Genomic DNA, 15440 nt, shown 5'->3' with positions numbered 1-15440 from the left:
ATTCACCTCTACTTTATCTCATAAACATTAGAAACATCATTTCGTGATAATACATCTAGTTTTACATCTTGTCCAACTACTATATCATTTGATGCTAATACTCCTTTTGAAGTCTCATATGCCAACTCAGGGAAATTATTTTCTTTACTTAAGTGTGCTAATAATACAGATTCTGTACCTTCATTAATAAGCTCAACACAGAAATTAGCTGCATCTTCATTAGATAAATGACCAGTATTTGACATTACTCTTTTCTTTAAAGCATATGTATATGAACCCATCATAAGCATATTAGGGTCATAATTTGATTCTAAAACTACTAACTTAGATTTGTATAAATGTTTTTTTATATTTTGAGTTATACATCCTATATCAGTAGCTATAGATATCTTTTCATCACTCTCTGTATAAAAATTATAGCCAACTGGGTCAGACGCATCATGTTCTATTGAAAAAGGTCTCACTATAATATCTCCTAATGAATAAGTTTTATCATTTTCAAAAACCTTCATATTTTTATCTTTGATATCACCTAGCTTATCCTTCATAGAACACCATGTCTTTATATTAGCAAATACTGGTATATCAAACTTTCTTGATAATATACCTGCCCCTTTTATATGGTCAACATGCTCATGTGTTATAAATATTCCTTTTAATTTATCTGCATCTACATCAATGTCTTTAAGACCTGTAGTTATTCTCTTTCCACTTAATCCTGCATCTACTAATATATTAGTATTTTTATATCCTATATAATGGCAATTGCCACTACTTCCACTTCCCACTGAACAATACTTTAGCATTCCTTCACCTCTTTTTCTGCCTTATAGATTATATTATACCAAAAAAACAGAGTATTAAATAAAATTTAATACTCTGTACGAAATTTACTTATATTCACTTATAATCTTATTTATGTCTACCCCTTTACTATTCCATAGCTCCACAAAAGCTCTTCCATTAACATTTTTATGCTTATATTTATTATAATATTCATTTAAAGTCTCAAAAAATACTTTATCACCAACTTCTTTTCTTATTTCATTAAATGCTATTGCCCCTTTTGTATAAACATTTAAACTGTATTCAGTAGAATTTTTATACTCATTTGCTGGTTTAAATATATTTTCACTCAAATAACTTTTTGTCTGTATCTCCATAGTTTTTATAAGTTTATTTGCCATTTCTTTACCATACTTTTGCTCAAAGTAAACTATTGTAGAATATTCAGTAAGTGCCTCATCCAACCAAGGTTCACTTATTTCATCATTTCCAACAGCAGAATACCACCATTGATGTGCTGTCTCATGAGCAATAACATATTCTAGTAAAAATTCATTTTTTTCATTATATAAGCTTTGGTCTATCATAACAAGCATAGGATATTCCATTCCCCCTATAAAAAAATCACTTGCTACAACAGAGAATTCTTTGTATGGATATTTACCAAATAATTCACTAAATATATTTATTGAATCTTTAGCAACTTCAGTTGCCTTCTTAGAAAACTTCTTATTTAAATTGTATGTATTAATAGCTACTCCTCTTGAGTCTACTTTATTTACATCAAATTTACTACTTAATATAAATGCAAAATCTCTAACATTTTCAGCTTCTATTTCATACAACATCTTCTTACTGTCATGTTTATCATTAACAAGTTTTCCTGTATGAGCAATTTTATATTTGTTTGGAATCAATAGTTTCACATGAAAATCGCTAGTTTCACTATAAAATGGGTCACCAATAGTTTCATAGCTCTTTAGATTCCATCCTCTTTCATCATTGACACAGGCTATAGGAAACCAATTAGTAACATTTATAGTATTTTCTCCATATCCAAACCTTCCAACCGAATTTGGTATTTTTACATTATATTTTATATCTAATGATGTTCTTTCATTTGGTTTTAGTTCTTTACCTAATTCTATTTCTAATATATCATTTTTATCCCCTTTAATTTTATATGCCATTTTACTATTATTATTTAATATATTCTTTATATCTATATATCCTTCATTAAATCCATTAGGATAAGCTCTTGTCATTTCATTTTTTTCAAAAGGAGCAAAATCTTTTTTTGAAAAAGCATTCGGATATATGTGGAAATATATTTTGTCTATACTGGATTTTGTATTATTTATGTACTCAATACTCTGATTGCACATTAACCTCTTAGTTTCGTCATCAAATATAACATCTATATTATATTGATTTATTTTTGAATTAGTTTTTTCTTTGAATGTTTCTAAACTGTCATCCTTTTCTATAAAGCAACCTATTATTAATACCATAAATAGAATTGCTACTGATAATGTTCTTCTTACTTTTTGGTTGAATTTTATAACCAAAATATCTCCTCCTTTTCAAAATGAATATTGCTAGAAAATATTTACATGCTAATCTTATGACCTTTTATTTGTTTACAGACAAATGTAATATAAAAAATGATATAATTTAATCTGAGGTGATAAAATGTTTTTCAAAGAAAGCAATGAAATAGATTTAGGTGAAATCACTATTCCCAATATCTTTATAGATATATTTATGCCAATGGCGGACGGGTTATACGTAAAAGTTTATCTTTTGGGCTATAGACAAGCATGCGATATTACTTCTAATCCTAAGTTTGACAATAATTCAATAGCCAAAAACCTAAATATACCATTGTCTGATGTGTTATCTGCTTGGAAATTCTGGGAGGAAAAGAAGATTATAAAAATACACGATAATGGAGAATATGATAGTTTTAATTATTCAATAGAGTTTTTAGATTTAAAAAATTTCTATATTGAGAATATATTAAGTAATAATTCATCTATAAAATCTAATACAGATCAAGTTGTATCTACTTCTGAAAATCCAAGTATTAGAAAAATGTTCAATTCTATAAATAAAATAGTTGGTCGATATCTCGACCCAAGTGAAAAGATAAGTATCATGGATATAATGAATAAATACAATATGAGTCCTGATATGATACTTTGTGCCTATGAGTATGTAAAAGATAAAACTGGTACATCAAAACCAGTTAAATACATTGAGGGCATTATCAGGAATTGGTATGATTCAAATTTATATACACCAAAGGATGTTGAAGAAAGCTTTTTAGTTAGAAGTGAAAGATATATTCTATATAAAACCATTTTCAATGAATTGGGATTCTCAAGACAACCATCGAAATCAGAAAAAGAACTTATGGATACCTGGTTCGATAAATTTGATATGGATATAGACTTGATAATAAATGCATGTTCTAAGTCTAAGAATATTTCAAACCCAAGTATATCTTATATAAATGGTATAGTTAAAAATTGGAATGAAAAAAATATAAAAAATTTAAATGATTTAAAGCAAAAAGAGGAAGAACGTATAGTTAAGGAGAATATTAATAAAAAGCAGATTAATACTACTCAAAACAACAATACTTACAAGAAGACTAAATTTCATAATTTCAATGAAACATTCACTCAGTATACCTCTGATGAACTCGATGAGATTATCAAAAAAAGTCAAAAAGAAAAGTTTAAGTAGGTGATTAAATGAATGAAGATAAAATAAGAAAAATACTTGCTAAATATGCTGAGAGAAGAGATAACAATGAACTCTTATTAGAGCATAGAAAAAATGAGGTATATAATAAAATCCCTGAAATAAAATCTATAGATGATGAGATTTCTAAAATAGGTCTCAATTTAGCTAAAATAGTACTTTTAAATCCTAAGTCTAAAGATGAAATTGTAAATAAGTCTAAAAAAACTATAGAATCTTTAAAAGCAGATAAAGAAAAACTTTTAGTTGAAAATAATATACCTCTTGATTACCTAGAAATAAAGTTTCAATGTGCTTCTTGTAAAGACAAAGGATTTTTACCTAATGGAGAAAAATGTTCTTGCCTTAAACAAGAAATTGTAAATGAAGCTTATAAAATGTCTAATTTAGATAGAATTTTAAGTCTGGAAAATTTTTCGAATTTTAACTTGAATATATTTTCTCCTAATAAAGGTTCTGATGGGGAAATATCTCCTAGAGAAAATATGCTAAATAACTTGAGTATCTGCGAAAATTTTGTTCATGATTTTAAGAAAGATAATAATGATAATCTACTATTTTATGGTTCTACTGGACTAGGAAAAACATATATGTGCAATTGTATTGCAAAGGAATTATTAGATAAAGGTAATGTTGTAATCTATCAAACTTCTTTTAAAATCTTAGATATTCTTGAAGATTATAAATTTAGAAGACACTCAAATAGTCAAATAAGTGAAGATAATTATAAAAACTTGTTTGATTGTGATTTATTAATAATAGATGACCTTGGCACTGAACTTAATAATTCTTTTACTAGTGGAGAAATCTTCAACATTGTAAACACAAGACTTGTTGCTGGTAAAAAAATTATTATTTCAACCAATTTAACACCATCTCAGATAGGAAATACTTATACTCAAAGAACTCTTTCTAGAATTTTAGATAAGTTTAGGATTTTAGAATTTACTGGTGATGATTTGAGATGGGAAAGATTCAAATAAAGTAGCCCTTAAAAAACATTTTTTTATTTTTAAATAGAGAGGTAAGAACAAACTTGCTTCTCTGTTTAAAACTTATAACACATAAATCTATCTATCTTTTAATTTTTCTATTTACAAATCTAATATATCTTAACATAACAAATCTTTTATATTCTTTTTAATTTATATTTATTGACACTATAAGTTTATTATATTCTATAATGTGCTTCTACGATTATTCCAGATTTTAGTTTTAAAACTATAGTGTTACAAGTAGTTTAATATTTTATTGCAATTAATTGTAATTTTTAATACAATAAAAATTACAATTAAAAAAAGATACTTAAAAGTATCCTGTAATATAGAAAATTATATTAATTTAAATTTATGTACTATATGGAGCTGGTGATAGGAATCGAACCTACAACCTGCTGATTACAAGTCAGCTGCTCTACCGTTGAGCCACACCAGCATATAATCTAGTATTTATTTTTTACTCCAAAAATTGGTGGGACCAACAGGGCTCGAACCTGTGACCCCCTGCTTGTAAGGCAGGTGCTCTCCCAGCTGAGCTATGGTCCCATACTGGTGACTCGTAGGGGAATTGAACCCCTGTTACCGCCGTGAAAGGGCGGTGTCTTAACCTCTTGACCAACGAGCCATATTTTGGTGATCTATCCGCGACTCGAACGCGGGACACCCTGATTAAAAGTCAGGTGCTCTACCGACTGAGCTAATAGACCACATTTTTTCGACTTTTTTCGTCGTTTCTTTCACTCACAAGTTATATTATAAATGCTACACAATTTTTAGTCAATAGTTTTTTTATTTTTTTTAGTATATAATTAAAATCAGCTTATGTTATTTATTTTGAACAAAATTCTTTTAAAAACCTGTAATTATATACGCAAGTTCGACCTTAATTCTAATCAGAATATATATAAGTTATTTCAACTGAACAAAAATTTAATATGTATCTAATATAAAAGAGTATCCCTGATAACTATAATCATTATCTTGAGATACTCTTCTTTAATTATTTACAATTTAAATCATTTAATTAATAAAATATTAAGCAAATATATTTTTTCTTATTATAGTTTGAGCTCTATTAGGTCCAACAGAAACCATATCTACACTTACTCCAACTAACTCTTCTATTTTAGCTATATACTTCTTTGCATTTTCTGGAAGGTCCTCAAAATTATCTACTTGAGTTATATCTTCATTCCATCCATCTAATTCTTCATATACAGGTTCACATTTTGCTAAGTCATCTAATGAAGCTGGAAAATCTGTTATTATTTTATCACCCATTTTATAAGATGTACAAACTTTTATTTTATCAAATCCTGTTAATACATCTAATAACATAAATGAAATACTAGTCAATCCATTAACTCTAGCTGCATACTTAACTATAACTGCATCAAACCATCCACATCTTCTTGGTCTACCAGTAGTTACTCCAAATTCATGACCTTGTTCTCTTATTTTATCACCAGTTTCATTTATTTGCTCTGTAACAAATGGTCCTTCTCCAACCCTTGTAGTATATGCTTTTACTATACCAACAACATCTTTTATCATATTTGGTCCTATTCCTGCACCAATCGCAAATCCACCAGACGTTGGATGAGAAGATGTAACAAATGGATATGTTCCTAAATCTAAATCTAATAAAGTCCCTTGTGCTCCTTCAAATAATACTTTTTTACCTGCTCTTATTGCATCATATACAATAACCGATGTATCTGCTACATATTTTCTTATTTGTTCTGCATATCCTAAATATTCATTATACATAGTTTCAAAATCAAATAATTCTTCTTTTCCATATATATTTTTAACTATTTCATTTTTAGCATCTATCTGAGCTTTTAATTTTATAGCAAATTTATCTTTATCCATTAGGTCACATATTCTAATTCCAGATCTCTCTGTTTTATCCATATAACAAGGTCCAATACCTTTTTTTGTTGTGCCTATCTTTAAATCGCCTCTAGCTTCTTCTGACAATGCATCTAGCTCTTTATGATATGGGAATATGACATGTGCTCTATCACTTATTTTTATATTTTCTGTACTTATATTATCCGCTTTAAACATTTCCAATTCTTCTAAAAATCCTTTAGGGTCAAACACTATTCCATTTCCGATTATATTCACTGTATTTGGATTTAAAACTCCAGATGGAATTAAATGTAATGCATATTTTTTACCTTCTACAACTAATGTATGTCCTGCATTATTTCCACCTTGCCCTCTTACTACTACATCTGCTTGAGTAGCAAGATAATCTATAACTTTACCTTTACCTTCATCTCCCCATTGAGAACCAACAATTGCAACTGTTTTCATGTAATTCACCTCTATATTTTATATACTATCGAACGCTTTACTTACTTATTCTATCAAACATTCGTATTTTTTTCAACTTTTTTAGCATTCTCCAATATTTAACATATATTCTTCTATTTTTGAAAACTCTTCTTTCTGTATTATTTCTTTTTCATATTTTATAACTTTTTCCATAAATTTATCCACATCCAAAAGTTTTTCTAACTTACATATGTTAATTATATTACCAAAGTTTGTATTAGTCATGTTTATATAATACTGATTATCCACAATGTTAGCATAAACAACAATAGATTCCTTTAGATTATTATCAATTACTCTAAATAAGTTTATTTCATCAAGTACTTTAATTATATTGGGATATATATATTTCAAGCTTATTTTTTCCATATTATTCCTCCTGATAATTAATAGTTATACACAGATAAAGCAAGCCTAAAGCTTGCTTTATCTACTTATTCACACTTATCAACAGGCTACCTGTGGATACTGTGGATAGTTTTTTAGCTAAATTTCAATGTTTAGACATATTTAGTGACATGTATCCACATTTTTCCTGTAGAAAGAAAGAATGTTCTGTGGATATTCGTTAGATTATAGGTCTCTCAACTTATCCCCAAATCTTTGAACTTCACCAAGCCAAACAAGCTCAACAGAACCAGTTTCGCCATGTCTATTTTTTGCTATTATCACTTCTCCTATATTTTTACTCTCAGAATCAGCATGATAATACTCATCTCTATATAGGAACATAACTATATCTGCATCCTGCTCTATTGCTCCAGATTCTCTTAAATCAGATAGCATAGGTCTATGGTCTGCTCTTTGTTCTGGAGCACGCGATAATTGAGATAATGCTACAACAGGACAGTTTAATTCTTTCGCTAATACCTTTAGTGACCTTGATATTTTAGATATCTCTTGTTGTCTACTTTCATTATTACCTTCACCTTCCATAAGTTGAAGATAATCAATAAGCACTAAATCTAGTCCTTTTTCTATTTTTAACTTTCTACACTTTGACCTTAATTCTGATATTTTTATACCAGGAGTATCATCTATGTGTATTTTTGCATCTGATAACACTGCCATAGCATCTATAATTCTAGGCCAGTCATTATCATTAAGTGTTCCAGTCTTTATTTTTTTTAATTCTACACTAGACTGCGAAGATAACATACGTTGTACTAATTGTTCCTTAGACATCTCTAGACTAAATACAGCTACAGAGGCATCACCCTTTAAAGCTGCGTTTTGAACCAAGTTTAAAGAAAAAGCAGTTTTACCCATTGCTGGTCTAGCTGCAATTAATATTAAATCAGTCCTTTGAAGACCATTTATTTTTTTGTTTAAATCTTTAAAACCAGTAGTTATACCAGTCACATCACTCTTATTAGTGTATAATTTTTCTATCATATCATAGGCATCCATCAAAACTAAGTTTATAGGTTTAAAATCATCACTAGTTTTCTCCTGTGATATATCAAATATCCTCTTTTCAGCTTGTTCTAACACATCTTCAATCTTAGTTGCTCCACTATATCCTAGATTTATTATTTCATTAGAAGCTTTTATAAGCTTTCTAAGCACAGACTTTTCTTTTACTATATCAGCATAGTATTTTACGTTTGAAGTTGTCGGCACTATAGTAGAAAGACTTGTAATATAACTGATTCCTCCAATATCATTAAGATGCCCTTGTTTTCTTAGTTCTTCTGTCAATGTTATCAAGTCTATAGGCTCACCTTTATTACTCAAAGTTATCATACATTCATATATTATTTTGTGAGCCTCTTTATAGAAATCATTAGGCTTTATAGTTTCTGTAACCGTTATTATAGCATCTTTATCTAGAAGTATAGAACCTAATATCGATTGTTCTGATTCTACACTATGAGGAGGAATTCTCGTCATATCTTCCATCTTAATCACCTCTAGTTATTACTGTTTTTCTTTTACATCCACTCTTATTTTAGTAGTTACTTTTTGATGTATTTTTATTTCTACAAAAGTTGAACCTAAAGTTCTTATTGGCTCATCTAATAATATTTTTCTTTTATCTACGTCTATGTCTTTTTGTTTCTTTAATTGCTCCGCAATTTCTTTAGCTGTTATTGAGCCAAACAGTCTTCCACCTTCACCTGACTTTGAATATATTTCTATATTGATTTCTTCCATTTGCTTGCCTAATAAAACAGCTTCTTCATATTCTTTTTGTGCTTTTATTTCTTTAGATTTATTCTTTTCATTTAATTCTTTTATTGCTACACTATCCGCTTGTACAGCCATCTTTTTAGGAAACAAGAAATTTCTTGCATATCCATCACTTACTTCTTTCATTTCCCCTTTTTTACCAGTTCCTTTTACATCTTTTAATAATATAACTTTCATCTATTCTTCCTCCTCTAAATACTCCTCTATTATTTTATTTACCATTTTATAAGCTTCTTTTAGAGAAACATTTTTTAACTGTGCTCCAGCTATATCTATATGTCCCCCGCCTCCTAATTTCTCCATAAGTACATGTACATTTATTTGTCCTAAAGACCTAGCACTTATAAATACAGTATCATCTTTTTCACCTAATACAAAGGAAGCTTCTACTTCTTTGATGTTTAATAACTCATCAGCAGTTTGAGCTATTATAACATTTATACTATCTATCTCAGTACTTGAATATGCTAAGCATATTCTATTATTAATTATTTTAGTACTTTGAATTATTTCAGCTTTTATTATGAAGTCTTTTACATCCGAATTAAAGAACTTCTTAACCTCTATAGTATCTGCTCCAACTTTTCTAAGATAAGAAGCAGCTTCAAAAGTCCTAACACCTGTTTTAAATGCAAAATTTTTAGTATCTAGACTTATACCTGCTAAAAGTCCTTCAGCTGTAAGTTTATTTATTGTTACGTCTTCATCCATATATTGAACTAACTCTGTAACCATTTCACATGTTGAGGATACATATATCTCATGGAATAAAAGTACTGCATCATTTATAAACTCCACACCTCTTCTATGATGGTCTATAACTACTATCTTCTCTGATAGCTTTAATAGCTCTTCACATTCAGTATAATTGGGTCTATGAGTATCAACTACTACAACCAATGTGTTTTTAGTACAGTTATCAATAGCCTCCTCTTTCCCAATAAACAACTTCTTGTAATAATTGTTTTCATTTATTTTATTTATAAATATTTCTATAGATTCATTTACAGATTGTAAAACTATGTTTGCGGTTTTGTTACAGGATTTACATATATCATAAACTCCAACTGCTGCTCCCATAGCATCCATATCTGGATATTTATGTCCCATTATATAAACTTGATCACTTTGTTGTATAACCTCTCTTAAAGCATGACCTATTAATCTGGATTTTACTTTGGTTTTCTTTTCTACAGCTTTAGACTTTCCTCCATAAAATACAAATTTATCTTTTGTTTTTACAACGGCCTGGTCACCACCTCTACCAAGTGCTAAGTCAAGAGCACCTGTAGCAAGCTTTAGGTTCTCATTTAATGTATCTCCATCTATACCAATTCCTATACTTATAGTAACAGGAAGATTATTTCCATAATCAATATGTCTTATTGTATCTAAAATAGAAAATTTCTCAGATTCTAATTTTTTCAACTCTTTTTTATGCATCACTAAGAAGAATTTATCTTTTGAAGTTCTTCTCAATGCGCCATTTGAAGTTGATTCTAAAGCAGAAAGTATTTTTTCTACTTCAACATTAATTAAAGCTCTCTTATCTTCTGCTGCACTTTTTAATACTTCATCGTATCCATCTACTTGTATTAGCATCATTGCATTTTTTTCATCATCATAGTCTTGTTTTACTTTTAAATATTCAGTCTTGTCTATCCAGTATAATATCATCAAATATTTAGGATTCTTTTCTTGATCATTTTTTATAACATTATAAATTATTGTATATTCTTTTTCTTTATAGTTTATTTCTGTGTACATCTCTTTATTTTCATTTAATACTTTTCTTAAATTAAGATTTTTAACTATATCTTCTATATTTTTATCTAGTAAATCTTTTTGACCAATCATATCATAAAACTTTCCATTATACCATGATATATTTCCATCAAATTCTAAGATACATAGTGGTATTGGAAGATTTATTATAGCTTTCTTAGTTGTTTCGTCTATATCTAAAGATAAATTTTGAATATACTCTGTCCATTCATTACGTCTGATATTAGTTGTTCTCCAATTGTGAAAAACCATATATACAAAAATACAGAAAAATAAACACCCTACATACAAGTTGTAATAAAGCAAAATTATACTAGAAATACCAATAACAATTATATATAAATTTATTTCTGGCATATTTAATTTAAAGGTTTGTTTATTACTCATTTCTATCCTCCTAAGTGGATTTATAACTTCTTACCTTTCTAAAGTCAATTATACTATCTACCATACCAACAAAAGATATTCCCATAAATCCAAATAAACATAAAATTATCCCTGAAAGAAACATAATTTTATTTGGTCCTTGTCTTATCCATTTCTTTAAAAAATAAATACAAACTGCTATACCTTGAATTACAAACATTAAATTAAAAACTAGCTGTAAATTAGTCATTATTAATTCTGTATATAGTTTTGAACCAATAATCTGAATACATAAGACTAATAAATAAAGTAAGAAAGTTGTGAGTATAGCATTTCCTGGTAAATAAAAGTCAGCAAATTTAGGAAATCTTATATTCATCTTTGTAATTCTTTTGATAAAAAATACACTTAAATAATATGTTACAAACGCTGATAACAACCCTTGTAAAAATAACATCATTGGTAGCATATTTGTAAAATAACTTACAATCTCATCAGGCTTCATTTTATCAAACACTTTAAGTTCAGTTGCAGAAAAACTATTTTTTTGAATATTTACAATTTCTGTTATCATTTTAGAAACTTCATCCAATAGATTTACATTTAAAAATATCTTTAATACAAAGAAATATACAAGCATTGAAAGTACAAATATTATCGTTCCACCATATATTGGTTCAAATTTATTACTATCCTCTTGTTCAAAACTTCTCTTTAGCATCTTTCCTATTGCTATACCTGGTAAAGAATACATTATACATATATTTAATGCATAAGAAATGTCTGCAAATAGAACCAGTACACAAAGTGTAATCAAAATAGATATAAGAGAATACTTTCTATCAGTAATAGCACCTATAATTACATATGGAACAGCTGCTAATATACTAAACATTCCTAGCATTGGAATATAGGCTATTACTAAAGCGATTATTATAGCTAAAACTATTATAGACATTGCTTTAGATAGTCTAATTTTATTATTCAATTTAATATCACTCCCTATTATCCATATGTTTTTTTAAATTAGATAAATCTCCATACCATCTTTCAACGCTATGGTCTTCATCTATACCAATTTTTATTTTTTCCTTGACTTTATAATCCACATCTCTAAAACTAATTCCTAATCTCTTTGCTAAGAGATATGTTATCATTATTATATTTGCTAAAGTATCTTGAATTGCTTCATCTAATGGTTTTACCCCTTTAAACAATAAATTAAACAAATCACTTACACTCATTAATATTTCTGTTTTCATCCACTCTATTATCTTTATGTTTCTCGTTATCTCAGAACCTTTATCTATTTTCACGTTTACAACCCTCCTTAATATATAATATTATATCATAAATAATAATATATTTAAGTATATAAACAAAAAAACGAGCTTTATAGCTCGCCTCATTTAGATAATAAATGTATATAATAAAAAATGAGCACAAGGCCCATTTTTTTAGTCTAATGTATATGGTAAAAGTGCTATATTTCTCGCTCTTTTTATAGCAACTGTTAATTCTCTTTGATGCTTAGCACAAGTTCCAGATATTCTTCTTGGTAATATCTTTCCTCTTTCAGTTATATACTTTTGTAATCTTTGAGTACTTTTGTAATCTATTTTAGCGTTTTTGTCAGCACAAAATTGACAAACTCTTTTTTTCTTACGTCTTTTTTTATTCATCATGACTTTTTTCCCTCCTTTTTAAAATGGTATATCGTCATCATCTATAGCTTGAAAACCTTGTGGGTCTAAACCTTGAGGTTCAAAGCTTGGCTCAAAAGCTGGAGCACTCTCTCTATATGAATTTTCCGATTTATTCTTACTATCCAAAGCTTGTACTGATCTAGTACTCACTTTTGTAAAAGTTCTCTTTTCACCTGATTGTGTCTGATAATTGTCTACTCTTATAGATCCTTGAAGTGCAACTAATCTACCTTTAGTTATGTAGTTAGCACAAAATTCAGCAGATTTACCCATTACTTCAACAGGTATAAAATCAGTTTCTTTAGATCCATCTTTTTTTACATAGTCTCTATCAATGGCTATTGTAAAGGATGCCACTGGTGTTCCTGTACCTGGGATGTATCTTAATTCAGGGTCTCTAGTCAATCTTCCCACTAATACAACTTGATTCATAAAAACACCACCTATTTTTTATAATAAAACCAGTTATTAAGCAACAACTATCATGTGTCTTATTACATTTTCATTTATCTTTAAGTTTCTGTCTATCTCTTTAGGAACGTCTACTGCTGATTTGAAGTTAACTAATACATAGAAACCTTCTGTAAACTTAGCTATTGGATAAGCTAATTTTTTAGTTCCCCAAGTATCAACTTTAACTATTTCTCCGTCAGTTGCAACAACTTCCTTAACTTTGTTTAGTATAGCCTCTCTTATTTCTTCATCAGAGTTTGGCTTTACCACATAAACTAATTCATAATTTTTCACTATAATTCACCTCCCTTTGGACTTAACGGCTCTACACTCTTAGAGCAGAGAAATGAGACTAAAATCTCATACCTACATATTTTATCATTTATTCTTATTTCTGTCAATTTAAATTTTGGACAAAGTTTAGTATGAGGTGAATTATATATTCTTAAATTAACAAGGGATGGCAACAGCCATCCCTTGTAATATATCTATATAAGTTATTATTTTTAATTAAGCTTCTACACCCATAGCTTCTTTTAACACAGCTGCTATATTTTTTATACCTTCTATTATTTTTTCTTCTGGCATATTTGAATAGTTAAGTCTGAAAGTATTTTCTCTACCACCATTAGGGAAGAATCCTCCTCCAGCAACATAAGCAACATTCTTATCTAAGCATTTTGGCATTAATTCTTTAGCATTTAAGTTACTTGGAAGCTCTACCCATGTAAATAATCCACCTTCTGGATGAGTAAATACTAATCCTTCTGGGAATTCTTCTTCCATAGTCTTAAGCATTACATCTCTACGTTTAACATAAACTGCTTTTATTTTGTCAACGTGTTCATCTAAGTCGTACATATCCATAAATTTGCTTACTTCCATTTGAGATATAGTTGATGCTTGTAAGTCTGCACCTTGTTTTGCAAAGTTAAATTTAGATAATATTTCTGGAGAAGCACAAGTCCATCCTAATCTGTATCCTGGGCAGAATATTTTAGAGAAAGTTCCTAAGAATATTACTAATCCTTTTGTATCCATTGATTTTAAAGATGGTAAAGTTTCTCCTTCAAATCTTAAATCTCCATATGGATTATCTTCTATTACTGGTATTTCAAATTTGTTTACTATTTCCATGAATTTTTTACGTCTTTCAAGTGGCCAAGTTCTTCCTGTTGGATTTTGGAAGTCAGGTATTACGTAAATCATTTTTATTCTATCAGTTGTTTCTAGTATTTTTTCTAATTCTTCCATTATCATTCCATCAGAATCTGTTGGAACATCTATAAATTTAGGTTGGTAAGATTTAAATGCGTTTATAGCTCCTATGTAAGATGGACTTTCACATAAAATTACATCACCCTCATCAATAAATACTTTTCCTGCAAAATCTAGACCTTGTTGAGAACCACTTGTAACTAATATATCATCTTTATTTACATTAGTTTTATTTTTCTCATTCATTCTAGCTGCTATTTTTTCTCTTAATGGTTCATATCCTTCTGTTGTAGTATATTGCATAGCTGATCTTCCATTTTCTTCAAGCACTGCAACTGATACTTTTTTCATTTCTTCAACTGGAAATAATTCTGGAGCCGGCATTCCACCAGCAAAAGATATTATTTGTGGTTGTTGAGTAAGTTTTAAAAGCTCACGTATTTCTGATCCTTGTAAACCTTGCATTCTTTTTGCATATTTAACTGCCATAATTAAAGCACCCCCATGAAAATGTTTTCTTCAACTTTTATTATACCAAAATTTTGGATATTAATATACGGTATTTGACATTTTTTAAATGTTAAATTTATATCATTTTTTTATTAGCTTTTTTACTCTCTTTTCTAAGGTCTCTCTATCAAGCATTATTAGCCTTGAACATTTAGTACATTTTATCTTTATATCCATTCCAGTTCTTACGATTTCAAACTCTTTACACCCACATGCGTGTTGCTTTTTTAATTCAACAATATTCCCTATTTTTAAATCCATTGGCATAAATAATTAGCCTGCTACTCAAAATATGGTCAAATATATCCAT

At 28.6% G+C, this 15440-nt stretch carries 16 protein-coding genes and 4 tRNA genes; 2 read left to right on the top strand and 18 right to left on the bottom strand.

The window, feature by feature from the left end:
* Window positions 1-8: 8 nt before the first annotated feature.
* The gene (locus KGF39_RS13850; protein WP_107594897.1) at window positions 9-806 is read right to left on the bottom strand and encodes an MBL fold metallo-hydrolase; all 798 of its coding nucleotides are present in this window, start codon (window positions 804-806) and stop codon (window positions 9-11) included.
* Window positions 807-890: 84 nt separating this feature from the next.
* Window positions 891-2354, bottom strand: a complete 1464-nt coding sequence (locus tag KGF39_RS13845) for a M1 family metallopeptidase (RefSeq protein ID WP_227822745.1) — start codon at window positions 2352-2354, stop codon at window positions 891-893.
* 124 nt (window positions 2355-2478) lie between these two features.
* Between KGF39_RS13845 and KGF39_RS13840 the strand changes: the two genes are divergently transcribed.
* Both KGF39_RS13840 and KGF39_RS13835 read left to right on the top strand, forming a co-directional pair.
* On the top strand, window positions 2479-3537 hold the full coding sequence (locus KGF39_RS13840) for a DnaD domain protein (RefSeq protein WP_227822744.1): 1059 nt from the start codon (window positions 2479-2481) through the stop codon (window positions 3535-3537).
* 8 nt (window positions 3538-3545) lie between these two features.
* A complete protein-coding gene (locus KGF39_RS13835) occupies window positions 3546-4538 on the top strand; it encodes an ATP-binding protein (RefSeq protein WP_227822743.1) in 993 nt (330 codons plus the stop codon).
* Between the two features lie 376 nt (window positions 4539-4914).
* On the opposite strand, the gene KGF39_RS13830 is transcribed toward KGF39_RS13835, so the two are convergent.
* The 16 genes from KGF39_RS13830 to KGF39_RS13755 form a co-directional block, all read right to left on the bottom strand.
* Window positions 4915-4989, bottom strand: a tRNA-Thr gene (locus tag KGF39_RS13830).
* A gap of 34 nt (window positions 4990-5023) precedes the next feature.
* A tRNA-Val gene (locus KGF39_RS13825) sits at window positions 5024-5099 on the bottom strand.
* Between the two features lie 4 nt (window positions 5100-5103).
* Window positions 5104-5178 (bottom strand) — tRNA-Glu (locus KGF39_RS13820).
* Window positions 5179-5184: 6 nt separating this feature from the next.
* Window positions 5185-5260, bottom strand: a tRNA-Lys gene (locus KGF39_RS13815).
* A gap of 328 nt (window positions 5261-5588) precedes the next feature.
* Window positions 5589-6878: an adenylosuccinate synthase gene (locus KGF39_RS13810; protein WP_054275498.1), complete on the bottom strand. Its 1290-nt coding sequence runs from the start codon at window positions 6876-6878 to the stop codon at window positions 5589-5591.
* Window positions 6879-6959: 81 nt separating this feature from the next.
* Window positions 6960-7268, bottom strand: coding sequence for a hypothetical protein (locus tag KGF39_RS13805; protein ID WP_227822742.1), 309 nt, complete (start codon window positions 7266-7268; stop codon window positions 6960-6962).
* A 204-nt stretch (window positions 7269-7472) separates the two neighbouring features.
* Window positions 7473-8801 (bottom strand): replicative DNA helicase, encoded by a 1329-nt coding sequence (dnaB, locus tag KGF39_RS13800; protein WP_054275500.1) that lies wholly within the window; start codon window positions 8799-8801, stop codon window positions 7473-7475.
* Between the two features lie 18 nt (window positions 8802-8819).
* On the bottom strand, window positions 8820-9269 hold the full coding sequence (gene rplI, locus KGF39_RS13795) for a 50S ribosomal protein L9 (protein ID WP_054275501.1): 450 nt from the start codon (window positions 9267-9269) through the stop codon (window positions 8820-8822).
* A complete protein-coding gene (locus KGF39_RS13790) occupies window positions 9270-11264 on the bottom strand; it encodes a DHH family phosphoesterase (protein ID WP_054275502.1) in 1995 nt (664 codons plus the stop codon). It lies immediately after the preceding gene.
* Between the two features lie 10 nt (window positions 11265-11274).
* A complete protein-coding gene (locus KGF39_RS13785; RefSeq protein ID WP_227822741.1) occupies window positions 11275-12231 on the bottom strand; it encodes a YybS family protein in 957 nt (318 codons plus the stop codon).
* 7 nt (window positions 12232-12238) lie between these two features.
* Complete coding sequence (locus KGF39_RS13780) at window positions 12239-12559, bottom strand: MazG-like family protein (protein ID WP_003420530.1); 321 nt, start codon at window positions 12557-12559, stop codon at window positions 12239-12241.
* Window positions 12560-12700: 141 nt separating this feature from the next.
* Window positions 12701-12928 carry a 30S ribosomal protein S18 gene (rpsR, locus tag KGF39_RS13775; RefSeq protein WP_003420527.1) on the bottom strand — a complete coding sequence of 76 codons (228 nt, stop codon included), beginning with the start codon at window positions 12926-12928 and terminating at the stop codon, window positions 12701-12703.
* A gap of 18 nt (window positions 12929-12946) precedes the next feature.
* On the bottom strand, window positions 12947-13381 hold the full coding sequence (locus tag KGF39_RS13770) for a single-stranded DNA-binding protein (protein WP_003420524.1): 435 nt from the start codon (window positions 13379-13381) through the stop codon (window positions 12947-12949).
* 36 nt (window positions 13382-13417) lie between these two features.
* Window positions 13418-13696 carry a 30S ribosomal protein S6 gene (gene rpsF, locus KGF39_RS13765; protein ID WP_054275504.1) on the bottom strand — a complete coding sequence of 93 codons (279 nt, stop codon included), beginning with the start codon at window positions 13694-13696 and terminating at the stop codon, window positions 13418-13420.
* Between the two features lie 216 nt (window positions 13697-13912).
* A complete protein-coding gene (locus tag KGF39_RS13760; RefSeq protein WP_054275505.1) occupies window positions 13913-15109 on the bottom strand; it encodes a PLP-dependent aminotransferase family protein in 1197 nt (398 codons plus the stop codon).
* A 102-nt stretch (window positions 15110-15211) separates the two neighbouring features.
* Window positions 15212-15397, bottom strand: coding sequence for a DUF951 domain-containing protein (locus tag KGF39_RS13755; protein ID WP_227822740.1), 186 nt, complete (start codon window positions 15395-15397; stop codon window positions 15212-15214).
* Window positions 15398-15440: the final 43 nt, after the last annotated feature.

Source organism: Clostridioides sp. ZZV14-6345, assembly GCF_020657775.1.
Classification (GTDB): Bacteria; Bacillota; Clostridia; order Peptostreptococcales; family Peptostreptococcaceae; genus Clostridioides; species Clostridioides difficile_D.
This window is presented reverse-complemented; position numbering and strand designations above follow the sequence as displayed.